This is a genomic window from Pseudomonas sp. SA233, from assembly GCF_054792385.1.
Genome location: NZ_CP096449.1, coordinates 5,463,778 through 5,479,070 on the forward strand (window position 1 = coordinate 5,463,778; position 15,293 = coordinate 5,479,070).

The following is a 15,293-nucleotide window of genomic DNA, read 5'->3' on the forward strand; positions in this document are numbered from 1 at the left end:
CCTGTGGGAGCGGGTTCACCCGCGAAAGGGCCGGAACAGGCTCAAGCTGAAAGCCCGGCCAGAGCCTGCTGTGCCTCGTCCAGCTCCAGCTCGCTGAACACCAGCACCCCCGCCCGCCGCAGCAATGCCGTGGTCACCCCTTCCCCGGCCACCTTCACACCACTGAACGTGCCGTCATAGGTCAACCGGTTGCCACACGAAGGGCTTCCAGCCTTCAGCACGGCCACACGAATGCCATGCCGGTGCACCAGCTCCAGCGCCCGTTGCGCCCCAGCCAGGAACTCGGCGCTGACATCCTCGCCCGTCACCGTCAGCACCTGCGCGCCACCGTCGAGCACCTCCCCACCCTGCCCGCCCGGTATCTCTGCAGGCGGCCGTGGGGTCGGCAAGCCACCCGCCACTTCCGGGCACAACGGCACCACGCGCCCTTCGGCCTGCCAGCGCTGCAACAGGTCGGGGTGGCCACTGGCGCGGCCGTCATAGCGCACTGGCTGCCCCAGCAGGCAGGCGCTGACCAGCACCTTGGGCAGGTCAGAAGGGGTCATTGCCACGGCGCCGGAACCAGCCGGTCAACGAAAGCCGCTCACGCCCTGCCGGCAGCACCTCATGGGGCACCTCGCCCGACAGGAACACCACCAGGCAGCCCGCCACCGGCTCGACATCATGCTCGACACCGTCCGCCAGGAACATGCGCAACTGGCCACCGTCCTGCGACTGCCAGCCTTCATTCAGGTACAGGACTGCCGACACCATGCGCCGGTCATCATCGCGGAAGCGGTCCAGGTGCCGGCGATAGAACGCCCCTGGCGGGTACAAGGCAAAATGGCACTCGAAGTCTTCCAGGCCAAGGAACAGGCCCTGGTTGATGGCCTGGCGCAGCTGCTCCATGGCGCTCAGGTACTGGTCGCAGGCCTCGGCCTGGCCGGGGTCGATCCACTGGATCTGGTCGCCGCGAATGGCCTCGCGCACCTCCTGGGCAGCACCGCGCCCAACCCCTGCAGGGTTGAGTTCGCCTTCGGCATCACGGCGCCGACACTCGGCCGCGAGCGCACGCACCAGGTCGGCGGGCAGAAAAAGCGCCTGCTGGGACCAGCCATGGGTGGCCAGATCGTCGACGACGGCCGCAAGCATCGGGTGTTCAGGGGAGATGTGCATGGCGCGCATCATATCCATTAGCCATGCCGGCGCACAGCGCCACTTGGCCGAGAAGCACGCGGATATCTCGACAAACCGGCGCCCGGCCACGGACAATAGCCACCTGCCGACAGGAGTCCTGAATGCGCCGTCTGTTTTCCCTGATTCTGCTGATGATCTGCACCGTGCCTGTCTGGGCAGACAACCTGGATCAACTGTACAAGGCCGCCGGCTGGCCCGACCAGCGCGCCCATTTCAATGATGCCCTGACCGCTGCCCAGGAACGCTACCGCAACAGTTTGCCACCCGCCGTGTACCAGGCGCTGGTAAACAACAGCAACCAGCGCTTCCAGGCCCAGGCGGTGGACCGTCGCGCCCAGGCGCAGCTGCGCGCAACCTTGGCCAACCCTGCACCGGCGCTGGCCTTCTTCCGGTCGCCGCTGGGGCGTAAGGTGGTGGCTGCGGAGCTCAAGGCCACACGCAAGGACGAACTGGCCAGGAATGCCAAGGGCTTGCCGAAGATCCAGGCCAGCGATGACCGCCTGCTGATAATCGGCCACCTGGCCCAGGCCCTGCCGGCGCGCGAAGCCGGCGCCGAAGTGAGCCTGGCCATCGCCGGCGTAGCGGCCGACAGCCTCAGCTCGATGATCCCCGGCCTGTTCGGCGGCGGCCAGGCCCAGAACCTGCTCGACGGCCAGCGCCAGCGCCTGATGGGCCAGATCGGCGAAGACCTCAACAACACCCTGCTGTATGTCTATCGCGACCTGTCCGATGCCGAGCTGGAAGAGTTCGCCACCTTTGCCGAGTCGCCAGACGGCAAGGCTTACTACCAGGCCGCCCTGGCCGCAGTTCGCGCAGGCCTGGCGGTTGGCCAGAGCAGCAGCGACCTGAAGTGATCAACCCAGGCGCTGGTCGATGAAGTCGAAGTAGCGCTGACGAATGCCCGGCAGCTCGTTGGCAAGGTGGTGACGGGCCTCGGGCAGCATCAGAATCTGTGGTTCGGCGAACTTGGCCTTGAGTACTTCGAGGTTGTAGGGCCAGTCCACTGTGCCATCCGCTTCTCCTTGCACGATCAACGGCCGCCGCGTGCTGCGCGGCGCGGCCTCGATGCGTTTGACCCAGGCAATCAAGGCCCCCACCCAAGCTGTAGGCAGGCGGCGCGGTTGCAGCGGGTCGGCTTCGAGGAACGGCAGGAAGGTCGGGTCATTGGTGTTCTCGCTGAAGCGCCGCTCGATGCCATTCACGAAGTGACGCAACACGCGATAGCTCAGCTTCGACCAGTGCCAGGCACAGGGCCGCACCAGCGGTGCCAACAGGATGACCTGGCCATCGATGGGGCTGCGCGCGCCTTGGTACAACAGGTGGTCCACGGCGATGGCGCCACCGGTGCTTTGCCCGCACAGGTGCCAAGGGCGCGGCAGTTGCAGCGTGCGCGCCTGTTCGAACAAAGCCTCCAGCACCTGCTGGTAAACCGCGAAATCACTGATGCTGGCTCGCTCGCCGCTGGACAGGCCGTGGCCGGGCAGGTCGCAACTGATCACGGCGAACCCCTGTTTGAGCGCCCAATCGATCACATGCCTGTAGAGGCCCATATGGTCGTAATAGCCGTGCAGCAGGAACAGCGTCGCGCTCGGCTGCTCGGGTAGCCAGGCCTGCCCGACCAGCTCGAAGCCTGCGGCCTGGAAGCCGCCCAGCCAGCTGTGGGCCGAAAGGTTCAGGCCATAGAAGCGCTGATAGTCCTGCGCCTGCGCCGACAACGGCTGGCGAGCGGTCAACGGCGCCAGGCTGGTGCGCAGGAGGTCTGGGTGAAAGGCAGCGGGCATCGGGTACATCCACAGTGAAGCAAGTATTGATCTGGGATATTCAGCTCTGGCTGGCGTCGTGGCAAGCTTGCTCGATTTCAGGCCGATAGCGGTATCCCCCGGTAGGAGCAGCCTTGTGCTGCGAAGAGGCCGGTACTGCCACAACAACTTCCTCAGTCATGCCGGCCCTTTCGCAGCACAAGGCTGCTCCTACAGAGGGCCGCGGAAACTTCATGAAGACTCGGATCATCAAACCGCTGTGCACAGCAATCGCCCTTCTGGTCGGTGTGACCATCCTCTGGCAGGCCTACACCACCTTCCAGGCCCGCTACCTGCGCCCGTTCGACAATCAAGCCACGCTGTTCGACGGCAGCCAGCTGCAGTTGCCCCCCGAGCTGGCCGGCCCCGGCCCGATCCGGGTAGTGCATTTCTGGGACCCGGCCTGCCCGTGCAACGTCGGCAACCAGCAGCACCTGGGCGACCTGGTCAACCAGTTCGCCAGCCAGGGCGTGACCTTCCACGTGCTGCAAAAGCCAGGAAGCCAAGGCCAGCTGCCCGCCAACCTCACCGCCCTCAAGCCACTCGCCAGCCTGCCCGGCAGCGAACACCTGCCCGCCTCCCCGGCCGTGGCCATCTGGGACCGGCAAGGCCACCTGGCCTACTTCGGCCCCTACAGCGAAGGCGCCGTGTGCAATGCCAGCAATAGCTTTGTGGAACCCATCATCAAGGCCTTGCTTGAAGACCGGCCGGTGCAGGCCAGCAATACATTGGCCATAGGGTGTTACTGCCCCTGGTAGTTAGTGGCTACCCGATAGATATCTACAGCTTCAGCCTGAGGGAGGATTTTTACCGTAGCGACATACAGATCAATGGAGAAACTGTATGTCACAAGGTTCCACCGAGCTTCCCAACAGCTATGTAGACAGCACCCGTCTTCCCGTCGGCCCTCAACTTTGGGGCACCCATCCCGGTGCATCGTTTCAACTGGTATCCGTTTTCGAGCCTGGGCGCCTGGATATCGACCTGATCGTACAGACCGAAAACGGCAAGTTAGGCGTTCAAAAGGCGCATGAGCAGCGCCTCGCCACGTTACAGCAAGACCTCGACCAGGCCTTACGTGATCAAGCGGGCTCGCTGAATGGCCTTGGCGAAATCCAGGCGACAGAACGCACCATCGCTGCCATCAATGAGCTTCAGGCATTGTTCGCTACACGCCTGCAAGCAACGCGTGATCAGGCTTACAGCTTCTTCGGCGGTGACCCGGTAAATCGCAACCTTCATGAATTCCTGGCCGTAGCCCGAAAACCAAACGCTCCAGCAGACCCTCAGCAAGCGTGGCTCGACTCTTACCGAGCGGCGTTCGACGTGAAGTACCTGGAGCAGGTAAGCGGCGAGTTGGCCCAACGCCAACAACAGCTGCAGAGCACCTTGTCCACTCTCAGGATGAGGGAAAGTCATGATCAGGATATTGACCGGACGCTCCAACAGTACCATCAGGCCCTTGCTCAACTGGGCACAGCCAGCCAGGCGTTCCTGCAAGCCAGCAGCGCGTTGAAAGCGATGCTGACGGCCTTCGAGCGCCATCAGCAAGAAAGCGTTGCCCCGCAAGCAGCACTCGAACATAGCCGCGAACTAGAACGGGAAACGTCCGACCTGCTCAAGGCGCGCGAGCAGCTTGCCTCGACCTACTCCAGCATGAACCTGAGTCAAGGCCACTTGGCGTCGCAAGCTACCTGGATCGATTCCGCGCTCCAGTACCACGCGCCAGAAGGTTCCGCAGACCGCAAAGCGGCATTGCTAAACGTGCAGGCACAGCTACAAGCCCAAATTGCCGCCCATACCCAGACATCGCCCGCTGAAAGTACGGAGGTGATGCGGTTACTGGCACAAACAGACAACACCGTCGCCACCGTTTTCGACGAGCAGACTTCGCTGGCCGTCTTGTCTGGCCGTACTCCTGGCAATACACCTGTAACGTTCAACGCCTGGGTAGCCAGTATCCACCACCCGCTGATCCTGGCGACCTCACGCGGTGGCATAGCCCATTTCGAACCGATCTGGCTCGACTTTGGCGAAGCACTCGGCAAAGCCGCCCAACGTCTGCTCACCGGTGGGCTCCTGGCGGTCGCCAGGTATGTTCCTCTGATGCTGTATTCAGCTCGTCTGGGCGATGGTGAGCGCATGGGGGTGACCGTCCCGCTCGCCCTGATGAGTCCCGGCGCGGACCTTACCCTCGAAGCAAACCGCAAAGCTGGTCAGACGCTTGAGCTGCCCTTGCGGATGGACGCTGTCCCTCAGGGCATGCAGACCGAAGTGTACTTGGCGGCCACGGATGGCAGCGCCCTTCTGCGCGACGTGCGCGTACGCCAGGCACAGTGGGACGCAGCCCAAGGCGCGTACAGATTTACCGCCGAAGGCCCAGGTGGCGCAACGCTGCTCTGGCACCCGGCAACGCCGCCCTCGACGCTGTCTGCCACCGGCGAGAATGGTACGGTCATCCCTGGCTCCCCTATCGTCGAGGATCTGCAGAAGCACCTTCCGGGCCCTATCATCGTCCCGCCGGATCCGGATATCCGTACGCTCCCCGAACTGCCCGAACTGCAGATCGACGACTACGTCATCATCTTCCCGGCAGACTCGGGGCTGGCGCCGATTTATGTGATGTTGCGCAACCCACGGAATTTACCAGGGGTTGCAAGCGGCAACGGCGTTATCACACCAGACAGGGTTCTGGATGCAGCCACTACTGCGGCGGGCGCGCCGATTCCAGCAAAGATTGCGGAAAGGCTCAGGGGGCGGAGGTTTGCCAGATTCGATAGGCTAAAGGAGGCAATCTGGATGGAGATTGCGACAGATGAGGTATTCAGTCGCCACATCATGCCCGCAATCCTCGACGACATGCGTAGAGGGCTAGCGCCATTCGCCAAGCGCGACCAGCGAGTAGGAAAGCGAGTCAAGTTAGAGATTCACCACAAGCACGAAATTGCAAAGGGTGGCGCAGTGTACGACTTCGATAATCTCGTGTTCATGACTCCCCAAGTCCACATAAACCATCACAGAGGAAACAATCAATGACGTTGAAACAGAGTTTGACGGAGTACACAGAGCCTGAGTTTCTCGCATTGGTGTCGGATCTATATGCGGATCGGACGGGCCTCAAGGGTGCTGAGCTGGAAAAGCACCGGATTGATATTGTTCTTCTTTTCGAGAAGTTGACCGAGCACCCTGACGGGTCAGACGTGATCTATTACCCCCCAGATGGCGCAGATGTCAGCCCGCAAGGCGTCGTCAACCGCATTAAAGAATGGCGCGCAGCCAACGGCAAACCTGGCTTCAAACCTGCCTGACCCAACGCCCTGCGGCCAACACCGCAGGGCTTTTTCAAATCAACCACGCACCCGCGCCGGGTTACCTACAACCGTCACCCCCGCCGGCACATCCCGAGTCACCACACTACCGGCACCCACCACGGCGTTATCACCAATGGTCACCCCCGGCAGGATGATCGCCGCGCCGCCGATCCACACGTTGTTGCCGATGGTCACCGGCCGGCCACTCTCCAGCCCTGTGCGGCGCACTTCGGGGTCGAGCGGGTGGTCGGCGGTATAGATCTGCACGTTGGGGCCGATCTGGCAGTCATCACCGATACGCACCGGCAGCACATCGAGGATCACGCAATTGAAATTCATGAAGGTGTTGCGGCCGACGCTGATGTTGTAGCCATAGTCGCAATAGAACGGCGGGCGGATCACCGCGCCTTCGCCGACCTGGCCAAAGTGCTCTACCAGGAGCCCATGGCGTGCGTCGTTGAGCAATTCGACACTGCTGTTGTAGCGGTGCATCCAGTGCTTGTTGGCGATCTGCTCGGCCTGCAGCTCGGGGCAGCCAGCGTGATAGAGCTGGCCTGTAAGCATTTTCTGTTTTTCGCTGAGGGACATGGAAACTCCTTCCTGGGGCTATGCTCTGGTCGCGAATCCGCCGATCATCGGACCACATTTTTCGCTTGAACGCACAAGGAGCCTGCATGAAGCGCAGCTTGACCCTGTTGGCCGTGATGGTTGCCGTGGCCGCCGGCGCCGGATACTGGTATGTGCAGGGCAAGCTGCCGCAACGCGAGGGCGAGGTGGCCATTGCCGGCCTGCAGGCGCCAGTCAGCGTGCGCTACGATGCCCGCGGCGTGCCGCACCTGCAGGCGCAGAGCGAGCCGGACCTGTACCGTGCCCTCGGTTACGTGCATGCCCAGGACCGGCTGTTCCAGATGGAGATCTTGCGCCGCCTGGCCCGGGGCGAGCTGGCCGAGGTACTGGGCGACAAGCTGCTGCCCACCGACACCCTGTTCCGCAGCCTGCGCATTCGCGAACAGGCAGCACTGATGGCCAAGCGTCAGGACCGCCAGTCACCCGCCTGGCAAGCCCTGCAGGCCTACCTCGACGGGGTGAACAGCTGGCAGGCCAGCCACCCAAAACCCGTGGAGTTCGACCTGCTCGGCATCACCCCACGCCCCTTCAGCGCCGAAGACACCCTGAGCATCGCCGGCTACCTGGCCTACAGCTTCGCCGCCGCGTTTCGCACCGAGCCCGCGCTCACCTGTATCCGCGACCAGCTGGGCCCTGAGTACCTGAACATCTTCGATCTCGCCTGGCAGCCCGAGGGCGCCTTGGGTACACCGCTAGCTGCTGCCGACTGGCAAAGCCTGGAGGCCCTCGCCCGCCTCAGCCATGACGCGCTGGGCGATGCGGGCATCCCGCAATTCGAGGGCAGCAACGCCTGGGCCGTGGCCGGCAGCCGCACCCGCAGCGGCAGGCCGCTGCTGGCCGGCGACCCGCACATCGGTTTTGCGGTGCCGGCGGTGTGGTACGAGGCCGAGCTGTCGGCGCCGGGCTTCAACCTGTATGGCTACTTCCAGGCGCTCAACCCGTTCGCCCTGCTCGGCCACAACCGCGACTTCGGCTGGAGCCTGACCATGTTCCAGAATGACGACGTCGACCTGATCGCCGAGCGCACCAACCCTGCCGACGCCAACCAGGTGATGGTCGATGGCAAATGGCAGGCGCTGGAAAAGACCGAGCAGCAGATTGCCGTCAAAGGCGAAGCACCGGTCACCCTCAGCCTCCGCCGCTCGCCCCATGGCCCGATTGTCAACGACGTGCTGGGTGCCACTGCCGGGCCCACGCCAATCGCCATGTGGTGGGCGTTCCTGGAAACCGAAAACCCGCTCCTCGACGGTTTCTACCAGCTCAACCGCGCGGATACCCTGGGCAAGATGCGCGAGGCTGCGGCCAAGGTGCATGCGCCAGGGCTGAACCTGGTCTGGGCCAATGCCCGTGGCGATATCGGCTGGTGGGCGGCGGCGCAGTTGCCGATCCGCCCCGACGGCGTCGACCCCGTGTTCATCCTCGATGGTGCCAGTGCGCAGGCGGACAAGCTCGGCTTCTACCCCTTCAGCGTCAACCCCCAGCAGGAGAACCCGGCACGCGGCTACATTGTCTCGGCCAACTACCAGCCTCCGGCGGCAGTGCCGATACCCGGTTACTACAACCTGCCGGACCGAGGCCGCCAGCTCGATCGCCACTTGGCCAACCCCGATGTGAAGTGGGATACCCAGAATAGCCAGGCGCTGCAGTTGGACACTGCAAGCGACTATGGCCCGCGCACCCTTGCACCACTGCTGGCAACGCTACGCGCAGTGGCCGAAGGTGACGAAGAGAAGGAGCTGGTCGAGCAACTGGCAGCCTGGAGCGGCGACTACCCGCTCGACTCGACCAGTGCCACGCTGTTCAACCAGTTCCTCTACGAGCTGGCATTCGCGGCCTTGCATGACGAGCTGGGCGACACCTGGTTCCCGGTGCTGATCAGCACCCGCGCCATCGACGCAGCCCTGCCGCGCCTGGCGGCGGATGCCGATTCGCCGTGGTGGAACACCCGCGGAGCCAACCAGCGCACCGACCGTAACGCCGTGGTGCGCATGGCGTGGCAGAACAGCTTGAAGCACCTGCGGGAAACCCTGGGCAACGACCCGGCCAGTTGGCAGTGGGGCAAGGCCCATACCCTGACCCACAACCACCCGCTGGGGGTCAAAAAGCCGCTGAACCTGCTGTTCAACGTCGGCCCGTTCGCCGCACCGGGCACCCATGAAGTGCCGAACAACCTCTCGGCGAAGATCGGCCCGGCGCCATGGCCGGTGACCTATGGGCCGTCGACGCGGCGGCTGGTCGACTTTGCCGATGCCGGGCAGGCGCTGACCACCAACCCGGTCGGGCAGAGTGGTGTGCCGTTCGACAGGCATTTTGCGGATCAGGCCGAAGGGTATGTGCAGGGGCAGTACCAGAAGGCGCAGATGGGGGTGATCCCGGCGCACAGTACCTTGCGTCTGGTGCCAGCCCATTCGCAGCACAAGGCTGCTCCTACAAGAGACCGCGATCCCCTGTAGGAGCAGCCTTGTGCTGCGAATGGGCCGCAAAGCGGCCCCCGACAATTTCGAATACCCTACAGCACTCCCAGCCGAGACCCATTCCATGCAAAGACACTTCATCGAAATCGACGGCGCCCTCATGAGCTACATCGACCAGGGCCAGGGCTTCCCGGTCCTGCTCGGCCACAGCTACCTGTGGTCCGCCGAGATGTGGCAGCCACAAATCGAAGCCTTGTCAGAACACTTCCGCGTCATCGTCCCCGAGCTGTGGGGCCACGGCGGCTCCGATGCTCCGCCTGCCACGACCATCGACATGAACAGCTTGGTCCACCAGCACCTGACGTTGCTGGACAAACTGGAAATTACCAAGTGCCACCTGGTCGGGCTGTCGGTAGGCGGTATGTGGGGGGCACCGCTGGCTGCTACCCACCCTGAACGAATTGATCGCCTGGTGCTCATGGACACTTACCTGGGCGCCGAGCCGGAGGAAACTCGGCTCAAGTATTTCGCCTTGCTGGATGCCGCCAGCGCAGCCGGCGAATTCAGCGACCTGCTGCTCGACATCATCGTGCCTATTTTTTTCCACGCAGGCGGCCAGACCGTACCTGAAATCCGTGAGCAGTTTCGTGCTCAGCTGAAGGCAAGCAGTGCACAAACCATTCGCGAGAGCCTCGATCCCATGGGGCGGATAATCTTTGGACGACACGACCTGCTGGAGCAACTCGAGCAGCTGCCGAGCGAGAGAACCATCCTGATGTGCGGCGATCAGGACATTCCGCGGCCGCCGGAAGAGTCCAATGAAATGGCGCGGATCATTGGCTGCCTGGCGGCGCAGATTCCGTTTGCGGGGCATATCTCCAGCCTGGAGAACCCGCGGGTGGTGAATGAGTTCCTGTTGAACTGGCTACCGCGTAACCAGTGAGATTGCCGAGGCTGCTTTGCAGCCCTTGTGAAAAACGCCGACACAAGGGTGTCGGCGTTGGGTCATGCCAGGTAATGCAAGCGCATCAGAACGCCGGCAGCACCGCACCTTGGTACTTCTTGGCGATGAACTCCTTCACTTCCGGGCTGGTCAGGGCCTTGGCCAGTTTCTGGATGGCTTCGCTGTCCTTGTTGTCCGGGCGGGCGACCAGGAAGTTCACGTATGGCGAGTCGCTGCCTTCGATCACCAGCGCGTCCTTGGCCGGGTTCAGGCCGGCTTCCAGGGCGTAGTTGGTGTTGATCATGTCCAGGTCGACCTGGTCCAGCACGCGCGGCAGCATGGCCGACTCAAGCTCGCGGAACTTCAGCTTCTTCGGGTTCTCGGCAATGTCCTTGGGGGTGGCCAGGGCGTTCTTCGGATCCTTCAGGGTGATCAGGCCAGCCTTCTGCAGCAGTAGCAGGGCGCGGCCGCTGTTGCTGCCCTCGTTAGGGATGGCAACGGTAGCGCCTTCTTTCAGTTCGCTCAGGCTCTTGACCTTCTTCGAGTAACCACCAAAGGGTTCGACATGCACGCCGATCACGGTTTCCAGGTGGGTGCCCTTGCCTTCGTTGAAGTTCTGCAGATAAGGCAGGGTCTGGAAGTAGTTGGCGTCCAGGCGCTTCTGGTCAACCTGCACGTTCGGCTGCACGTAGTCGGTGAAAACCTTGATCTGCAGGTCCACACCTTCCTTGGCCAGGGTCGGCTTGATCAGCTCGAGGATTTCGGCGTGCGGTACCGGGGTGGCGGCGACAACCAGTTTCTCGGCGGCGGTAGCCAGGCCGGCAAACGACAGGGCAGCGGCCAGGGCAGTGGTCAGCAGGGTCTTCTTCATGGTGATCCTTGTTCTGGTTCTGGGCCATCGACGATGGCGAATCGGGTGCCCAACCGGTTCACCAGCGGGCGTGAGGCGGACAATACCCAGATTTTTTTATTCCGTAAAAATATCTTTTATTTAGCTGCTTATTCCAAAAACAAAATGCTATCAGCCATTTTGCTTTTGAGCAGTTCCTAGCGCGCAGGGTCGGGCAGGTCCAGGTCCTCTGCCAGGATCTCCTCGCCATCATTCAGCAGCAAGGCAAAGTGGATGACATTCTCCAGTTCACGGGTGTTGCCGGGCCAGGGGTGTTCCTCCAGCGCCTGCTGTGCCGCCTCGCTAACCAGCGGCACAGGCCGCTGCAGGCGCACGCTGTAGATGCCCACGAAGTACTCGGCCAACGGCAGGATATCGCCCGGCCGCTCGCGCAGTGGCGGCAGCTCCAGCGTGCCCTCGCGCAGGTACTGGTACAGGCGCTCGTTGAAACGCCCCGCGCGCACCACCCGCGCCAGGTCGATACTGGTGGCGGCTACCAGGCGCACGTCCACCGGTTGCGGCTGCTGCGCGCCCACCCGGGTAACCTCGCGGTTTTCCAGGGCGGCCAGCAGCTTGCCCTGGATGGCCAGCGGCAAGTCGGCGATCTCGTCCAGGTACAACGTGCCGCCGTTGGCCGAGCCGAACCAGCCGGCACGGCTGCTGGCTGTGCCGCCTTGGCTGCCGGCACTGTAGCCGAACAGCTCGGCATCGGCGTAAGTGGGGCTGATGGCAGCGCAGTTGACCGACACGAACAACCCGCTGCGGTCACTGGCACGGTGGATCTGCCGAGCCAGCAGTTCCTTGCCGGTACCGGTTTCGCCACGGATCAGCACTGGCAAGGGTTGTGGCGCCAGGTGCTCGAGCTCCTCGCGCAGCTGCTGCGAACGTGGGTCGATGAACACCAGCGCCTTGGCGCGGATGCTCAGCGGGCTCTTGTCCAGTTCAGGGAAGGTCAGAAACGGCTGGCCAAAAGGGTTTTGAAAAGTCATGACGAACTCCCGCCCCAGACCTTCAATGGCCGGGCGTCAGGCAAACGGTAAACAGTAAGGGCGATCAGGCGCGGCGCAGTGCGCGCTGCTCGACCCGGCTCTGCAAGCGATACAAGTAGGCGAAACCTTGTTCCCAGCGCTCATGGCCGGACTTGACGTTGATGTGCCCGGCGTTGGTCAGCAGCCCTGCTTCGGCGCCCCAGACCTGGGCCAGATACAACGCCCTTGGCACGCTCACGGCCGGGTCGTTGTCCGAGCTGACCACATGGCTGGGGAATGGCAGTGCTTCGGTCGGGATCGGCGCGAAGTTGCGCAGAGCCGGCGCGCAGGTTGGCCGCTCTACGTCAGCGGGTGCCACCAGCAGCGCGCCACGTACCCGCCGCAGCAGGGCCGGGCTGGCCTGCGCGGCCCAATGAGCGACGGTTATGCAGCCCAGGCTATGGGCAATCAGAATCACCGGCGAGCGCTCGGCGGCAATCGCCTGCTCCAGTGCCTGCACCCAGTCCTGGCGTTGCGGAGTCAGCCAATCGTGCTGCTCGACCCGGGCACTGTTGGGCAAGGTGCGCTGCCAGTGACTTTGCCAATGGTTGTCTGGCGATCCTTGCCAGCCCGGCACAATCAGGTAACGAATCGACTCATTGCGCATGGGGACGCCTCCAGTGAGTTTGCGTGCTTGGAGACAAGTATAGGGGCGGACATATATCAGTAAAGGAATAAGAAGCTATTTATTAATAACCAAAACCTACCACTGACGCGATCCCTGTGGGAGCCTCGGGTTGAAAAAAAGGGGCCAAAGACTGCCAAGGCTGGCGGAGCCGGCCGCGCTGATGCCCTTGAGCGCTTCCATGATGCCCCAGACGGTGCCGAACAGGCCGATTCGAGAGAGTATGCCAGAAGGCTCATGATGACACCCCTCGCCCCCCGCAGCTTTACTTCTTAGATGATGGCCTGCATACCTTGCATGCCTAAAAAATGCGCGGGGCATCGCTCATCGACGCATCATTTGACCAACCATACGAACACTCATCGCTGGTACATTTATCGACCTCAAGTAATTCACCGCCGCCTGTGAGCTTCTGTAACTAGGAAGATAATGACCCGAATGATTATCAACATAAGTTTGACCATTTTCCCTATATATATATCCCGCAGCTACAACCGGAGAGGCCGACCTTAACTGACGTCGACCAAGCTCCGCAAGACTGGCGTGAGAAAGAGGAGCATCATCAAACTCGGAAAAGGTACTGATAAAAAAATTTTCATCCTGCCTTAGAATGAATTTATGCTTTTTCTCAGAAAGGTCCAACACCGACAAGCCCTTCTGATTCACCACATGCGTCACGCTCTCTTTACCAGATGAAATTTTTTCTCTGGCATATCTAACCTCTGGAACAATCGATTCTTTCTTCCAGTTCCGTAATGGGCGCCATTCAACGGGACCTTTAATCTTGGCAAAGAGCAGACTTTTAAAGCGACGCGCCGCAATCGCGGTCAACGCCGGCGTCGCGAAAGAAGTTTTTCCGTTAGGGTCTTGACGATTAACAGGATCCCCTAAGCAATAACAGTAACAATTCAACCCACCGCTATCGAAAGGACTTAACTCATCAGGTCCATTGAAACGCATCAACGCTGGACTGAACACCCTGTATCCGAGCCCTAGAAAATATAGATCACTTAGTGCATCAAAGTGTTCACCATTAAAATTCAATGCACCCACAAAAGCACTCACAGAGAAAAAATATCCATAAGGAGAGTATGAATTAAACATATTACAAGCCCCATGATTTTCTACGCGATGAATTTAAACCTCAGGAGAACTTAATAACAATGACCGTGGCAACAGCCCAGAAAAGGCGCACTCGACAATTCCTTGACTCAGGCCCACCCAAAAACCCAATACTCCGCCGATTCCCGGCGATTGAAAACTAGCAAATTTACTAGGCCAAGAATCAAGAGCTTCTAGATCGACATCTATATAGGACCTCCGCCGTTATCCACAGCGAGAAGCCGATTACTTAACCAACCGCTAAATCTTGCGCACGCATCGTTTATTCATAAAAAACAGACGTTTCTGCTGAGCGTTAGCGCCGCCATTCTGTCAGGCATAAAAAAAGCCCGGGACCGCCCCCCGGGCTTTTTCATCGTCAAAGGCGAATCAAATATCCGCCACCTTCTGCCAAACCTTCGGCCGGAAGAACAATGTCTCCCCCCGCGCCAACCCGGTCAGGCTGTCATGGTCCTTGACCACTTCGGCCTCGATCAGCTCGCTCTGCCCTTCCACCTTCAAGGTCACCCGCGTGGTCGCGCCCAACGGCCGGATGTCGCGCACCTCGGCCGCATGGTGCCCTTCGGTCTCGTGCCGCGACAGCGACACTTCGTGCGGGCGGAACAGCACATGATGCCCTTCGCTCAGGGCCAGGCGGTTGGAGTCACCAAGGAAGTGGTAGACGAAATCGTTGGCCGGGTGTTCGTACACCTCGCCCGGCGAGCCGATCTGCTCGATCACGCCCTTGTTCATCACCACGATGCGGTCAGCCACCTCCATGGCTTCTTCCTGGTCGTGGGTGACGAATACCGACGTCAGGTTGATGTCCTCGTGCAGGCGCGCCAGCCAGCGGCGCAGCTCCTTGCGCACCTTGGCATCCAGCGCACCGAAAGGCTCGTCCAGCAGCAGCACCTTGGGCTCCACCGCCAGCGCACGGGCCAGGGCGATACGCTGGCGCTGGCCACCGGACAACTGCTCGGGGTAGCGGTCGGACAGCCAGTCCAGCTGCACCATGTTCAGCAGTTCATGCACCTTCTCGGCTATCTTGCTCTCGCTCGGGCGCTCGCCCTTGGGCTTCATGCGCAGGCCGAAGGCAACGTTGTCGAACACACTCATGTGGCGGAACAACGCGTAGTGCTGGAACACGAAACCGACGTTGCGGTCGCGCACGTCATGGCCGGACACGTCCTCGCCATGGAACACGATATTGCCCTGGTCGGGGGTTTCCAGGCCGGCGATGATGCGCAGCAACGTGGTCTTGCCGCAGCCGGACGGGCCGAGCAGGGCCACCAATTCGCCGCTGTTGATGTCCAGGTTGATGTTGTCCAGGGCCTGGAAGCTGTTGAAGCGCTTGCTGACGTTACGAACTTCGATCGACAT

General features: G+C 61.7%; 15 protein-coding genes and 1 pseudogene. 6 read left to right on the forward strand and 10 right to left on the reverse strand.

Features of this window, described 5'->3' with window-relative positions:
• Window positions 1-41: 41 nt before the first annotated feature.
• On the reverse strand, window positions 42-545 hold the full coding sequence (locus M1D87_RS25025) for a 2-thiouracil desulfurase family protein (protein WP_013974680.1): 504 nt from the start codon (window positions 543-545) through the stop codon (window positions 42-44).
• A complete protein-coding gene (locus tag M1D87_RS25030) occupies window positions 532-1,164 on the reverse strand; it encodes a 2OG-Fe(II) oxygenase (protein ID WP_123084585.1) in 633 nt (210 codons plus the stop codon). The genes M1D87_RS25025 and M1D87_RS25030 overlap by 14 nt, the downstream gene beginning before the upstream one ends.
• A 113-nt stretch (window positions 1,165-1,277) precedes the next feature.
• On the opposite strand from M1D87_RS25030, the gene M1D87_RS25035 reads away from it, so the two are divergent.
• Complete coding sequence (locus M1D87_RS25035; RefSeq protein WP_003258544.1) at window positions 1,278-2,030, forward strand: DUF2059 domain-containing protein; 753 nt, start codon at window positions 1,278-1,280, stop codon at window positions 2,028-2,030.
• On the opposite strand, the gene bipL is transcribed toward M1D87_RS25035, so the two are convergent.
• Window positions 2,031-2,957 (reverse strand): phospholipase BipL, encoded by a 927-nt coding sequence (gene bipL, locus M1D87_RS25040; protein ID WP_039615001.1) that lies wholly within the window; start codon window positions 2,955-2,957, stop codon window positions 2,031-2,033. It abuts the gene before it with no gap.
• A 212-nt stretch (window positions 2,958-3,169) separates the two neighbouring features.
• Between bipL and M1D87_RS25045 the strand changes: the two genes are divergently transcribed.
• The 3 genes from M1D87_RS25045 (at window position 3,170) to M1D87_RS25055 (ending at window position 6,283) form a co-directional block, all read left to right on the forward strand.
• Complete coding sequence (locus M1D87_RS25045; protein WP_123085879.1) at window positions 3,170-3,733, forward strand: DUF6436 domain-containing protein; 564 nt, start codon at window positions 3,170-3,172, stop codon at window positions 3,731-3,733.
• A gap of 85 nt (window positions 3,734-3,818) precedes the next feature.
• The gene (locus M1D87_RS25050) at window positions 3,819-6,011 is read left to right on the forward strand and encodes an S-type pyocin domain-containing protein (RefSeq protein WP_123085878.1); all 2,193 of its coding nucleotides are present in this window, start codon (window positions 3,819-3,821) and stop codon (window positions 6,009-6,011) included.
• Window positions 6,008-6,283 (forward strand): bacteriocin immunity protein, encoded by a 276-nt coding sequence (locus M1D87_RS25055; RefSeq protein WP_039614998.1) that lies wholly within the window; start codon window positions 6,008-6,010, stop codon window positions 6,281-6,283. Before M1D87_RS25050 ends, M1D87_RS25055 begins: the two co-directional genes overlap by 4 nt.
• Before the next feature lie 39 nt (window positions 6,284-6,322).
• Here M1D87_RS25055 and M1D87_RS25060 read toward each other — a convergent pair whose 3' ends face one another.
• Complete coding sequence (locus M1D87_RS25060; protein WP_039614997.1) at window positions 6,323-6,874, reverse strand: sugar O-acetyltransferase; 552 nt, start codon at window positions 6,872-6,874, stop codon at window positions 6,323-6,325.
• An 86-nt stretch (window positions 6,875-6,960) separates the two neighbouring features.
• Between M1D87_RS25060 and M1D87_RS25065 the strand changes: the two genes are divergently transcribed.
• Both M1D87_RS25065 and M1D87_RS25070 read left to right on the forward strand, forming a co-directional pair.
• The gene (locus M1D87_RS25065; protein ID WP_232881270.1) at window positions 6,961-9,366 is read left to right on the forward strand and encodes a penicillin acylase family protein; all 2,406 of its coding nucleotides are present in this window, start codon (window positions 6,961-6,963) and stop codon (window positions 9,364-9,366) included.
• A gap of 85 nt (window positions 9,367-9,451) precedes the next feature.
• A complete protein-coding gene (locus tag M1D87_RS25070) occupies window positions 9,452-10,270 on the forward strand; it encodes an alpha/beta fold hydrolase (RefSeq protein ID WP_123085865.1) in 819 nt (272 codons plus the stop codon).
• A gap of 85 nt (window positions 10,271-10,355) precedes the next feature.
• On the opposite strand, the gene M1D87_RS25075 is transcribed toward M1D87_RS25070, so the two are convergent.
• From M1D87_RS25075 to M1D87_RS25100, 6 genes and pseudogenes are all read right to left on the reverse strand, one after another.
• Window positions 10,356-11,141, reverse strand: coding sequence for a MetQ/NlpA family ABC transporter substrate-binding protein (locus tag M1D87_RS25075; RefSeq protein WP_013974690.1), 786 nt, complete (start codon window positions 11,139-11,141; stop codon window positions 10,356-10,358).
• Window positions 11,142-11,317: 176 nt separating this feature from the next.
• Window positions 11,318-12,148 carry a sigma 54-interacting transcriptional regulator gene (locus M1D87_RS25080; protein ID WP_123085864.1) on the reverse strand — a complete coding sequence of 277 codons (831 nt, stop codon included), beginning with the start codon at window positions 12,146-12,148 and terminating at the stop codon, window positions 11,318-11,320.
• A gap of 64 nt (window positions 12,149-12,212) precedes the next feature.
• A complete protein-coding gene (locus tag M1D87_RS25085) occupies window positions 12,213-12,794 on the reverse strand; it encodes an alpha/beta hydrolase (protein ID WP_123085863.1) in 582 nt (193 codons plus the stop codon).
• A 156-nt stretch (window positions 12,795-12,950) separates the two neighbouring features.
• Window positions 12,951-13,025, reverse strand: a pseudogene (locus M1D87_RS25090) (MotA/TolQ/ExbB proton channel family protein); the annotation flags it as partial.
• A gap of 111 nt (window positions 13,026-13,136) precedes the next feature.
• Window positions 13,137-13,916, reverse strand: coding sequence for an RHS repeat-associated core domain-containing protein (locus M1D87_RS25095; protein WP_123085862.1), 780 nt, complete (start codon window positions 13,914-13,916; stop codon window positions 13,137-13,139).
• 387 nt (window positions 13,917-14,303) lie between these two features.
• Entirely contained in the window at window positions 14,304-15,293 is a 990-nt protein-coding gene (locus tag M1D87_RS25100) for a sulfate/molybdate ABC transporter ATP-binding protein (protein ID WP_013974693.1), read from the reverse strand.